11 protein-coding genes are annotated in these 12492 nt (G+C 49.4%); 6 read left to right on the forward strand and 5 right to left on the reverse strand.

From position 1 onward, the window contains the following. The first annotated feature begins 11 nt into the window (after positions 1–11). Positions 12–1463: a complex I subunit 4 family protein gene (locus CHB92_RS15510; protein WP_089320202.1), complete on the forward strand. Its 1452-nt coding sequence runs from the start codon at positions 12–14 to the stop codon at positions 1461–1463. A gap of 42 nt (positions 1464–1505) precedes the next feature. Next, the gene (locus CHB92_RS15515; RefSeq protein WP_089320142.1) at positions 1506–2888 is read left to right on the forward strand and encodes an NADH-quinone oxidoreductase subunit N; all 1383 of its coding nucleotides are present in this window, start codon (positions 1506–1508) and stop codon (positions 2886–2888) included. 112 nt (positions 2889–3000) lie between these two features. On the opposite strand, the gene CHB92_RS15520 is transcribed toward CHB92_RS15515, so the two are convergent. The 3 genes from CHB92_RS15520 to CHB92_RS15530 form a co-directional block, all read right to left on the reverse strand. Beyond that, entirely contained in the window at positions 3001–3723 is a 723-nt protein-coding gene (locus CHB92_RS15520) for a 3-keto-disaccharide hydrolase (RefSeq protein WP_089320143.1), read from the reverse strand. Positions 3724–4395: 672 nt separating this feature from the next. Beyond that, positions 4396–6156, reverse strand: coding sequence for an aspartate--tRNA ligase (gene aspS / locus CHB92_RS15525; protein WP_089320144.1), 1761 nt, complete (start codon positions 6154–6156; stop codon positions 4396–4398). Positions 6157–6233: 77 nt separating this feature from the next. Continuing rightward, positions 6234–7109, reverse strand: a complete 876-nt coding sequence (locus CHB92_RS15530) for a glycerophosphodiester phosphodiesterase (RefSeq protein ID WP_089320145.1) — start codon at positions 7107–7109, stop codon at positions 6234–6236. 102 nt (positions 7110–7211) lie between these two features. Here CHB92_RS15530 and CHB92_RS15535 point away from each other — a divergent pair, with 102 nt between their 5' ends. Then, on the forward strand, positions 7212–8846 hold the full coding sequence (locus tag CHB92_RS15535; protein WP_089320146.1) for a glycosyltransferase family 39 protein: 1635 nt from the start codon (positions 7212–7214) through the stop codon (positions 8844–8846). Between the two features lie 102 nt (positions 8847–8948). On the opposite strand, the gene CHB92_RS15540 is transcribed toward CHB92_RS15535, so the two are convergent. Continuing rightward, positions 8949–9344 (reverse strand): GtrA family protein, encoded by a 396-nt coding sequence (locus tag CHB92_RS15540; protein ID WP_179223068.1) that lies wholly within the window; start codon positions 9342–9344, stop codon positions 8949–8951. 499 nt (positions 9345–9843) lie between these two features. Then, complete coding sequence (locus tag CHB92_RS15545) at positions 9844–10293, reverse strand: hypothetical protein (RefSeq protein WP_089320204.1); 450 nt, start codon at positions 10291–10293, stop codon at positions 9844–9846. Positions 10294–10518: 225 nt separating this feature from the next. Here CHB92_RS15545 and CHB92_RS15550 point away from each other — a divergent pair, with 225 nt between their 5' ends. From CHB92_RS15550 to CHB92_RS15560, 3 genes are all read left to right on the forward strand, one after another. Next, positions 10519–11067 carry a hypothetical protein gene (locus tag CHB92_RS15550; RefSeq protein WP_245842614.1) on the forward strand — a complete coding sequence of 183 codons (549 nt, stop codon included), beginning with the start codon at positions 10519–10521 and terminating at the stop codon, positions 11065–11067. Between the two features lie 175 nt (positions 11068–11242). Further along, positions 11243–11698 carry a nucleoside deaminase gene (locus CHB92_RS15555; RefSeq protein WP_245842616.1) on the forward strand — a complete coding sequence of 152 codons (456 nt, stop codon included), beginning with the start codon at positions 11243–11245 and terminating at the stop codon, positions 11696–11698. Positions 11699–11775: 77 nt separating this feature from the next. Beyond that, the gene (locus CHB92_RS15560) at positions 11776–12387 is read left to right on the forward strand and encodes a superoxide dismutase (protein WP_089320148.1); all 612 of its coding nucleotides are present in this window, start codon (positions 11776–11778) and stop codon (positions 12385–12387) included. Positions 12388–12492 lie beyond the last annotated feature (105 nt).

A 12492-nucleotide genomic window follows, 5' to 3' on the forward strand; every position in this document is an offset into this window, starting at 1 on the left:
CTCAGAAGATGATTTTAACAGCTCTTTTACTTTTATGGCCAGCCCTGGCTGCCCTCCTGGTGCTGCTGATAAAAGGACCAGGTGCCAAGAAAGTAGCTTTTGTCGCTGCCCTTGCTGAATTTGCACTGGCGTTGGTGGCAACCTCTTACTTTAACATTGAAAACGGGGGAATCCAGCTGGCACTGAGCATTCCGTGGGTTGAGAGTGCCGGCATCCGCTTTAGCATTGGTATGGACGGCATTAGCCTGCTGATGGTCCTGCTCACGACCTTCCTGGTACCTTTGATCGTGCTCTCTTCCTTTAAGCACGATTACGAGAACCCGAATGCCTTCTACGCCCTCATCCTGTTTATGCAAACAGGCTTAATTGGGGTGTTCATGGCCTTGGATGCCTTCCTGTTCTACTTCTTCTGGGAAGTGGCGCTTATCCCGATCTACTTTATCGCTGCCCTTTGGGGTGGAGAAAACAGAATAAAGGTTACCTTCAAGTTCTTTGTGTACACCATCTTCGGTTCGCTTTTCATGCTGGCTGCTTTTGTGTACCTGTACTTACAAACACCAGGAACCCACTCATCCGACCTGTTCGCGTTCTATCAGCTACAATTGGATGCCAGTACACAGGGATGGATCTTCTGGTTCCTCTTCATTGCCTTCGCTATTAAGATGCCCGTGTTCCCGTTCCATACCTGGCAACCGGATACCTACACAGAGTCTCCGACACAGGCCACGATGCTCCTGTCTGGCATTATGCTGAAGATGGGTATCTACGGGGTACTGCGCTGGTTACTACCTGTGGTGCCTTACGGTGTGAGCGAGTGGGCAGAGTTTGTACTCATTATCTCTATTATTGGTATCGTGTACGCCTCCATCATTGCCATCCGTCAGCGTGATCTGAAGCGCCTGATCGCTTATTCTTCCATTGCACACGTGGGCCTGATCGCAGCCGGTATCTTTACCCTAAACGAGCAAGGCCTGCAAGGAGGCGTTATCCAGATGCTGAGCCACGGTATCAACGTAGTGGGCCTTTTCTTCATCATCGATATTATCTTCAGCCGCACGAAAACAAGAGAGATCACCAGCCTGGGTGGTATCACACAGAATGCCAAAACGCTCTCGATCTTCTTTATGATCCTGTTGCTGGGTTCTATTGCCCTTCCCTTGACCAATGGCTTCGTGGGCGAGTTTCTGCTGCTGTCCGGGGTGTTTCAGTACAATGGTTGGTTTGGTGCCGTAGCAGGCCTCACGATTATCCTGGGTGCTGTGTACATGCTGCGCATGTTCCAGGGCGTGATGTTTGGACCGAAGTCGCCAGTAACAGAGGCTTTTACAGACCTGACTTTCAACGAAAAGGCTGTCCTGATCCCACTCGTGATCATGGTGTTCTGGATCGGTCTGTTCCCGGGTACCTTCCTGAGCATTTCTGAACCTGCTGTGGGGCAGTTACTAAGCATTATCAATCGCTAAGCAGCGCTAGCATTTAAAGTAATTTACAGGAAAAAAGACGACATGAATTCCATCATACTTCTTTCCCTCTTCGGCATCGTGAACCTGTTTGTAGGCTTTGCGAACTCTAAGAGGATCTTATTACCCTTAGCCCTGCTGTTTTTAGCCGTGGTGTTTGGTGTAAACCTGCTTAACTGGAACGATGCGCAGAGCTACTTCAACAACATGCTCACCATCGATAACTATGCGGTAGCGTTTACAGGCATCATGACCCTCGCGACCCTACTGCTGTTGCCTTTCTCGCAGCGTTATGTGGAAGAGCGCGACGCAAACCTGGCGGAGTACTATTCGCTGCTGTTATTCTCTTTGGTAGGCGCCATCATGATGGTGAGCTACGAGAACCTACTGATGCTGTTTGTGGGTATCGAAATCCTGTCTATTGCCATGTATGTACTGGCAGGTAGCGACAAGAGAAGCCTGCGCTCTAACGAAGCGGCCCTGAAATACTTCCTGATGGGAGCTTTCTTCACAGGCATTCTGCTGTTTGGTATCGTACTGATCTACGGCGCGACCGGTACCTTTAACATTACCGAGATTGCAGCCGCACAGGTAGCCACCGACGGGGTAATGACGACCATGTTCACGCTGGGTCTGTTAATGCTGATCATCGGGGTTTCTTTTAAGATCTCTGCCGCTCCTTTTCACTTCTGGACACCAGACGTGTATGACGGTGCCCCTACTTTCTTCACGGCCTTCATGTCGACAGTAGTGAAGACAGCAGGTGTGGCTGCTTTCTTCAAACTGATGGCTGCGGCCTTTGCTGCTTCTTACGCTACCTGGTTCCCGACGCTGATTGCCATAACTGTGCTGACACTTTTAGTTGGTAACATAGGAGCGGTAATACAGACAAGCGCCAAGCGTATGCTGGCCTATTCCAGTATCTCGCATGCAGGCTATCTGCTAATGGCCCTGATCGCTTTTAATGCCAACTCTGCCTCCTCTATCCTGTTTTACTCCCTGGCTTACTCTACCGCTACGGTAGCGGCCTTTGGCGTAGTAAAGTTGGTGGCAACACAGCGCGGTGGCGAGAGCTACGAAGCATTTAATGGCCTGGGTAAAACAAATCCGTTGCTGGCTTTTGCCATGACCGTAGCGATGTGCTCCTTGGGAGGTATTCCGCTGACAGCTGGTTTCTTTGCCAAGTTTTTTGTGTTCTCGGCAGTACTGCAGGATGCAAACCTGATCTGGTTGGTGGTGATAGCGGTTATACTGGCAGCAGTAGGTATCTACTACTACTTCCGTGTAGTGATTGCCATGTACATGCAACCGGCAGGCGGCCAGGAGCCCATAAAGGTAAATAGCTTTGCCTCCTTCACGCTAATCTTTATCACAGCCTTAACCATTCTGTTAGGCTTGGCCCCAGCTTTGGTAAGCGACCTGATCTAAGTTTTTCTCCTGTATCACAATGAAAGAGGCTGTTCCTAAAGGTGCAGCCTCTTTCATTTTTGTGAAAAGAGCTTTATGTTAGGGGTATAGTTCCCTGTAAAGCGGGTTGCTGCTACAGTTCTCTGATCCAAACATTACGGAAGCTGATAGGCTCACTCTTATCTCCATGCGCCTGTAGTTTAAGAGGGGCAGGCCCATGTGCACTGTAGGAAGGTTTACCGATGTACTGTGTCGCACCCTGTAACTCCACATTGTTCTGTACAAGCACGCCGTTAAACAAAACCGTTACCTTAGCAGGCGTTTTTAGGGCGCCATCAGCTTCAAAAACAGGGGCTTTCCAGAACACGTCATAGCTTTGCCATTCGCCAGGCTTTTTAGAAGGATTTGCCAAGGGGATAAACTGTTTATAAATACTGCCTGCCATCCCATTCACATAGGTCTTGTTGTGATAAGAGTCCAGCACCTGCAGCTCATAGCCAGCATTGCCCTTGCCTGTAGAGGCTAAGAAAACGCCACTATTACCCCGCGCCTGTCCTTCGCCTGTTATATTTTCAGGGATGCGCCATTCTAGGTGCAGCTGATAATCACTGAATGCTCTGCGAGTTTCGATGTTACCGGTTTCTTTGTTCACCGTCAGCACACTATCTGACACGATCCATTCAGCAGGCTTACTTCTGTCATCAGTCATAACCCACTGGTCTAGGCTTTTGCCGTCAAACAAAACAAGAGCATCTTCCGGAGGCGCTACATGCGTTTCGCCGGGCCTTACAACTCTGGGTACTGGTTCCCAAACCTCTGTATCCTCTGGTTTTGCTTTTTGCTGTGCCTCTGTCATAAAACAACTACCTGTTATTAGGAATAATAAGCTTCTCTTTGTCTCTATGCTTATACGGCCTTACGTGTTTCTTTTTGTTTCTACCGTAGCCAAGTTATGATGTGTATCTCGAAGCAACTTGTAAGACTGTTCTTGCTTTCGTGGATAAGTTGGATTGAAGTGTGGCAATAGTACCTTCTATCCCTTCTCGCAGCCCCAGTGCCCATAGATGGTGCTTTTCCGCTATGCTGAGACTGATCTTAAGTACCAAGTAGCAACCCCCTCTCACAATGGGTATGGATGTTATAAAACGGTCGTGCTTTATCTCCTGTCCATTCTTTCCCAATCGCTACTCCGGGCTTACTTTGATAGACGAGTCGCGGGCATTGCAAAAGCAGCAGGCAGGCTGTACACAAGGCTCTGCAAAACAAACAGCTTCTGCTCTTCACTTATGTAGAACAACTGTATAGGCCACAAAACATACTACACAAAGAAGCTATCAACAGTAGTTATCCACTTATCCACAGCTATAGAGGCGTTTCGTTTATACAGTGTGTATAAAGGCGCTTTTTAATTTACATTCCACACGGTTTTCCACATTTGGTGGGTGGTATGAATAGAAAAGAGGAAAAAAAGAAAGGCCTGCTAGCTAAAATAAGCTGCAGGCCTTCCATTCTTGTGGAAAAGAGACTGTTACCCTTTCGGCAGGTCTTTCATCTTTATGTGTAATTCATCCAGCTGCTCGCCAGAGATAGGAGCCGGTGCATCTATCATTACATCCCGACCGGAATTGTTCTTAGGGAAGGCAATGTAATCCCGGATAGAGTCAGAACCTCCGAAAAGCGTGCACAGGCGGTCAAAGCCAAAAGCAATACCTCCGTGTGGTGGGGCACCATACTCAAAGGCGCTCATCAGGAAGCCAAACTGGGCTTCCGCTTCTTCTTTCGAGAAGCCCAGCAGGGAGAACATCTGCTCCTGCAAACCACGGTCATAGATACGGATAGAGCCTCCACCTACTTCTACCCCATTGATCACCATGTCATAGGCATTGGCACGAATATCGCCAGGACGCTCGCCAATCAGCATTAAGTCCTCTGGCTTAGGAGACGTGAAAGGGTGGTGCATGGCATGGTAGCGATTCGTTTCCTCGTCCCACTCCAATAACGGGAAGTCCACTACCCACAGGGCCGAGTAAGTGTTCTTATCACGCAGCCCCAGTCGCTCTCCCATTTCCAGGCGCAGTTCATTAAGTGCTTTGCGTGTCTTTTCTTTTGCTCCGGCTAAGATCAGCAGCAAGTCTCCGGGCTTTGCACCAAAGGCAGCCGCCCATGCCTGCAGGTCTTCCGGTGAGTAGAACTTATCAACAGATGACTTCACGCTTCCGTCTTCGTTTACGCGGGCATAAACCAGACCTGTCGCACCAATCTGTGGCCGTTTTACAAAGTCGGTCAGTTCATCTACCTGTTTGCGGGTTAAACTGGCCGCACCTGTTGCGTTGATGCCCACCACCAGTTCTGCCTCGTCAAATACTTTAAAGCCTTTGTCCTTCACCAAGTCATTCAGATCTACAAAGCGCATGTCAAAGCGTGTATCCGGCTTGTCAGAGCCGTAGTACTTCATTGCATCGGCGTAGGTCATGCGAGGCAGCGTTTCTATTTGTACCCCTTTTACCCGGTCAAACAGGTGCTTGATCAAACCTTCAAAGGTGTTCAGTATGTCCTCCTGTGTGATAAAAGACATCTCACAGTCTATTTGTGTAAACTCCGGCTGGCGGTCTGCGCGCAGGTCCTCATCACGGAAGCACTTTACAATCTGAAAGTACCGGTCGAAGCCGGACACCATCAGTAGCTGCTTAAAGGTCTGCGGCGATTGTGGCAGGGCGTAGAACTCGCCTGGGTTCATGCGGCTCGGCACCACAAAGTCACGCGCGCCCTCTGGTGTAGACTTGATCAGGTAAGGAGTTTCTACCTCAATAAACTTTTGGTTGTCCAAGTAATTGCGGGTTTCCCGCATCATACGGTGGCGCAATTCCAGGTTGCGACGCACCGGGGAACGGCGCAGGTCCAGGTATCGATAGCGCATGCGCAGGTCATCGCCCCCGTCAGTCTCATCCTCAATCAGGAACGGTGGCAGTTTCGAAGGATTCAGCACCTCCAGGTGGTCCACTTTCACCTCTATGTTACCTGTCGGTATCTTATCATTTTTAGAGTAGCGCTCCACTACCTTGCCTTTTGCCTGTATTACGTACTCACGCCCCAGGTCGCGGGCCTGCCGCAGTAATTCTGCTGAAGTCACGCCTTCCTCAAAGGTAAGCTGTGTAATGCCATAGCGGTCTCGCAAGTCTATCCAAAGCATGCCGCCCTTATCGCGCAGGCGCTGTACCCAACCAGTTAGTGTCACCTCTTCGCCTATATTCTCGATGCGAAGCTCACCGCAAGTGTGTGTTCGGAGCATAGTATAAGTCAATAAAGTATAGTTCGTTACAAATGTAATAATCTTGCAGCTCCTTTACTTTATCAGGAGCCAAGATGTTAGTCCAACATGTCGCGCATGGCCTCCACGTTGTTTACCTGAATGGCATCAGGCCTTAAGTTGATCATGCGGGCAATACTGGAGCGGGATTTCCCGCCAAACAGGGCTACCTCCAGCCCTAGTTCTTTCGCCCTGGCTACCTGCTCGGCTGTTACGCTCCCGCCATTGGCACAGATTCCTCCTATCTCATACGCTGCTACCGTTTGCAGTGCCTGCTCAAAGTCGCCGCCCGTATCCAACATCAGCTGCGCCCCTGGCTCCACTTCCCTAAAGGCCTGCAAAAAGTCAGGATCCGGAGAAATGAATACGAGCTTTTGCAGGGGATATCGGTACTCGCGTAACAGCGCCATCAAGGTACGGGCATAGTACGCATGGCGCTCAGGGCTATAATTGCGCAGGTCCAGGTGCAGGTAGGGTGCTTCCTGATAAGTGGCAAAATACTGCAGCAGGGCCTCCATGGTAATAATCTCCTCCTCCTGAAACAGGTTATAGAAAAAGCCCCCGTCGTACTTTAAGCCTATAACATCTGCTGCTACATGGTTCTCGATCAGTCCTTCGGCAGCCGTCATACTTTCCAGCGTCATGTCATGATACAGAATGGGCACACCGTCCTCGCTCAGTTGCACGTCTACCTCCACGCCATCGGCCCCATGCGCTTCCATCGCCTTCACAATAGAGGCCATGCTGTTCGCCGGCAGTGGATTAAAAGGATTTATGGGGGAGAAAAAACCAGAACCTGCATGCCCCAGCACCAACACCTCTTTGTACTCCAGCTTCTCATGCCGGTACAGTAAAAAGACACCGGCAGCAAAAGCCAGCAACACGATGGCCAGCACCAACAGCATAATTTTCCGCGGCACCTGCCTTCTTGACATCTGATGAATAGTCGCCAATTTCGAAAGTACTAATTAAACAACGAAGGTAACACAGAATCTTTATAATTACCCTTAAATTTGCAACCGGCCAATTCTAGTTACATGCAAAATACCACAAAAGAAACTGTTGCCAAAGCCTTTACAGCCGATGCCGCGACCTTGGGAGAACCACGCGAGCGTTTCCTTATTCCGCTGTCGGTCATTCTACTAGTCGCCTTGGCTATTCGTGTGGTTGCCGCCTTTTTCTCGAAAGGCTTCGCTTTTAGCGACGATCATTTTGATGTAATCCGGATTGCCCAGGCCTGGCTGGATGGCCTGCCTTTGTGGCTAAACGAGCCGATGCCGCCGCGCCATAGCATGCTCTACGTGCTCATTCATTATGCTATCTTTTATGTATTGGAGGCAGTTGGCGTTTTTAGCCCGGAAGTAAAGATGACGGTGGTGCGCCTGGTGCATGCCCTCTACTCGCTGCTAATCGTGTACTTTGGCTATAAGCTAACGGAGAAACTCTCCAACAAGGCGAATGCCCGTTTGGTGGGGCTGATGCTCGCCTTGGTATGGTTCATGCCCTTTATGAGCGTGCGGAACCTGGTGGAGATGGTCTGTATTCCGCCCTACCTGGCTGCTTTTTACTTGATGGTGAAAGAAGACCAATCGGAGCATAAACGGATATGGCCGTACTTCTGGGCCGGGGTGCTGTTTGCCCTCGCCTTTGTGTTCCGTTACCATACCGTGTTGTTTGGTGCCGGAGCAGGTCTTGTGCTGCTCTACAAGCGCCAGTGGCGTGCGGCGATGGCTGTGCTGTCAGGCTTTGCCGTGGCTGCTTTCCTGGTACAGGGTACTATCGACATCATCTTTTTCGACTACCCTTTCCACTCTATTGTTGCCTACTATCAGTATAACAGTGAACATGCCAACGACTTCAGCTCCGGCCCTGTTTACCGTTTCGCCCTGACTGTTCTGGGATTCCTGGTGCCTCCGGTAAGTGCTTTCCTGGTAGTGGGCTATGCCCGCACAGCAAAGCTTGCCCCTAAGCTTTTCTGGGGAGGGCTTGTCTTTTTTGTAGCCCACTCCCTGTTCCCAAACAAGCAGGAGCGTTTTATACTACCACTTTTTCCCCTGATCATGATTTTGGGTGTGATTGGCTGGCAAGCCTTTGTCCGCAACTCAGCCTTCTGGCAAAACCGCCGCAAAATACTAGCCTGGTGCTGGGGCTTTTTTTGGGTACTGAACATACTGGCGACTGTTGGCATGGCCTTTACCTACACTAAAAAGAGCCGGGTGGCACCCTTGGTATACCTCTCTGAAAAGCCTGACTTTGATGGGGTCGTGCTGGAGTTCGGAAACCACAGCGTTAAAAACCCTCCCCTCTTTTACCTCGGCCGTATGAGTGCTATTTATGAAGGCTATACAGGAAATGACGACATGGTATGGCAAGACTACTTACAGGGAAAGAAGCAACTGCCAGAGAATTTCGTGATGACATATACCTTTAATGAAGACAAAACCCCGCAACTACTCCAGAAACAGGTAAGGACGTCTCCTTACAAACCGGACTACATAGTAGTAGTGGGCACAGACGACATGGAGGAGCGCATGGCCCGCCTGCACCAGGTTTTCCCGAACTTACAGCTTGATCACACCATTACACCTTCGCTCTACGATCAGCTACTGCACTTGCTGAACCCGCGCGTACACAAGGACGAGCACGTGCAGATTTATGAAGTAGTGGAGTAAGCCTTGCTAAAGGATAAAGAAAGTATCTGCCGTGCGGAGGGTATAGCTAGAAACTATACAAGTGCGGAGGGTATAGCTAGAAACTATACAAGTAAGCGTAACTTACCTGGCAAACGTGTACAGGTAGTTTAAGGAGAAGTTCCAGAAGAAAACGAATACGATGGCGCAAAACTTGGCGACGTAAAAGTTAAGTCTTGCCCGGTCGGTAAGCAGGTAAACGATAAAGTTGTTGAAGAGGAGCCCTATCAGTGCCACCATCAGAAACTTGGAGTACTGCCAGCCAATTTCCGGATCTGCGCTGTGGAAGGTCCAGATGCGGTTAAGGTAATAGTTGCTGGCGCTTGCCAGCAGAAAGCCCAGGCTGTTGGCGATGTACTTATTCCAGCGCAACTTCTCCTTCGCCACGTAGGTCGCCCCGAAGTCAAGCAGCAAGCCGGTAAAGCCCACCACACCAAACTTCATAAACTTAAAGAAAATACTGTGTAAACTCTCCGGCATCAGAACTAGCTTTTCACCTGCCCAGGGTTATTGACAGGTGCCACTGTAGCAGCGGCTGCAAAATTAGCAGAATCCGCGTGGCTACCAATTCCCATTCGCCACTATCCTGAAAGGCAAGGCGCATAAGCACAAGGAGCAAATCGTTTACTAGTGCTTTTGTCGAGAAAAGGCAACGGTTTGTAGAGTTTATTTTTATATCCACTCTCTGTTTTGTTACTTCATTGGAGATCCTCTAAAGGCAGCATAGGTAGGATTGCAGGAAAACCGTTCAAACGCAGCAGCGGCCTGTTTTCTGCATCCCAATCGATAAAAGCAAGACATTGCCGGAAAGCTATGTAGCACCGGCAAGACAGGCATACTTGTTTAAGGTGAGATATAAGTAAGTATTATGCCTATCAGCCACCCACAACCATACCTGACATTACAAAACAAAGCCACTCCTGCTGGGAGTGGCTTTGTTATTTCGTGGTTGCTTCTTACAGTCGTAAGGTTAGTCGGCTTACTTAAACAGGCCCCCTAACTTATTGCCGATGCCTTTACTAATCGCGTCTTTCACGCCTCCTCCGCCAAGCAGGCTTCCGAGAATCTCCGTTTGCCCCATACCCTCTCCTGTAACTTTGCTCGAGAACTTGTTCATGATAAAGGTGATCACAAAAGGGGCTATTTGCTTGGCCATGGTTTCAGGGATACCTAGTTTCGTAGTCAGGTCGCCGATGTACTTGTTGATGGCCCCACCAACCGCCGGGCTCTCTGTCGGTCCTTTATGCCCTTTCAATACATCCATGATACCACCAAAATCTCCGTTACTGGCGCGGTTTGTCATTTCATTTTTCAGGTTATCCTTTGCCAGGTCTACTGCCCTGTTCGCCTGGCCTGAATCCAGGTTATACTTATTCTGCAGTTCTCCTGTCAGCTGTGTCTTCAGGTTATTAATGATGTTATCTAACATAATGCTGTTGTTTAAAATGGCTTTGTTTGTTTTCTGCGTGTACAATTACCTCTTCCGGCTTGCTACACTTTCTTTATTCTAACGAGAAAAAGCTGCATAGGATATTTTGCGAGCGTAGCAGGGAGCATGCGAGGCAGCCGGACTGATTGGCAAAGTAATTGCACCGTTTTGCTACAAGGGCGTTTACCCATTATTTTATAGCTTTGCCCTTAGAAACTTATGAACATGCGATACATAGCCTTTTTAGTCCTCATTTTGTTTGCAGGCACAGCCTTTGTCCAACCTAAGTTAAAGAAGGTTAACCTGAGCAAGGAAATCAGTATAGCACTGCCGAAGGACTTCTCGGCCATGTCTGATGACGATATTGCGCGCGAATACCCTGCTACCACCAGGCCTCTTGCCGCCTACACCGGCCCCAATGGCCAGATAGACTTTAGCGTTACCCAAAAGCCGGCTCAGTTTAGAGCACAGGACCTGAACATGCTGCGCGAGTTCTACAAGGCATCGCTCTTGGAGAAGTTTACGAAGGTGGATTTTATCCGCGACGAGGTAACTGAAATAAAAGGGCAGGACTTTATTGTCTTTGAGTTCGTATCTTCCGTGGCCGACGAGCGGGGTGCCTCTAACTTAGGCCCTGTGAACAAGTATAGCATTGTACAGTATACCATCAAGGATGGCAAGATGCTTATCTTTACGATGCACGTACCTTACATGCTTCGGAACGAATGGCAGGAGCCGGCCCGCGAGATCATGAGCTCTGTTAAACTAAAGTAAGAAAACATACTACACTCCGTAAGAGCCTCTCCTTTTGCAGGAGGGGCTTTTTTTATCTTGTGTTATAGTACAAAAGGAAATATCAGGCGTTGGTCCCCGGGAGGTGTTCTTCCTGCTCAGGAACAGGTCCCTGTTTCTTCTGTTCTGCAATTGGTACCTTTACAAAAAACAGTATATGGCAACAGACTTTTTATCGATCTATAGCGATGAGCACTTTATGCAGCAGGCATACCGGCAGGCACAGCAGGCGTACGAGGAAGGGGAGATTCCGATTGGAGCTGTAATCGTCAGCAACAACCGCATTATCGCCAAGGCTTATAACCAGACCGAGAAACTGAACGATGTAACCGCCCATGCCGAGATGCTAGCCTTTACGGCCGCCGCTGAGTACCTGGGTAACAAATACCTGCACGACTGCACCTTGTATGTAACCGTAGAACCCTGCGTGATGTGCGCCGGTGCCAGTTATTGGGCACAGCTAAAACGGGTGGTTTTCGGAACATCTGAGCCGAAGCGCGGTTATAGACGTGTCGGTAATTTGCTGCACCCTAAAACGGAGATGGTAAGCGGCATTATGGCCCAGGAGTGCGCCGAGCTGATGAGCACCTTCTTTGCAGCTAAAAGAAATTAACTATATTTGAAACGATGACGTACACTTGTGACGAGTGTACGAACGTAATTTTTTCAACATAAAACATACATAAAACTATGGCTTTCGAACTTCCGAAACTACCTTACGCCTACGACGCACTGGAGCCGCACATTGATGCGCGCACCATGGAAATCCACCATACGAAACACCATCAGGCCTACACCAACAACCTGAACAGCGCCATCCAGGGCACGGACATGGAGAACAAGTCCATCGAGGAGATCCTGAAAAACGTGAGCGGCAACACCGCTGTTCGTAACAACGGGGGTGGCTTCTATAACCACAACCTATTCTGGACCATCCTGTCGCCAAACGGCGGTGGCCAGCCATCCGGCGAACTGGCAGACGCTATCAACAGCGCCTTCGGTTCATTCGATGCTTTTAAAGAAGAATTCAACAAAGCAGCCGCAACGCGCTTCGGTTCTGGCTGGGCCTGGCTATGCGTAGGCGATGGTGGCAAGCTGAGCGTGTGCTCTACTGCTAATCAGGACTCCCCGATCATGAACATCGATCAGGCTTGCCAAGGACAGCCTATCCTGGGCCTGGACGTATGGGAGCATGCTTATTACCTGAACTACCAGAACCGTCGCCCAGACTACATCAGCGCCTTCTGGAACGTTGTGAACTGGGATGAGGTATCCCGTCGCTACCAGGAAGCAAAGAAGTAATTTTTAAGAATATAACTCTCATAAAAAAGCCCACCGCAGCGGTGGGCTTTTTTATGAGAGTCTACTATAAACAGCCTGTCTAGTAAAGACAGGCTCCTCACGCTG

Source organism: Pontibacter ummariensis (assembly GCF_900188175.1).
Classification (GTDB): Bacteria; Bacteroidota; Bacteroidia; order Cytophagales; family Hymenobacteraceae; genus Pontibacter; species Pontibacter ummariensis.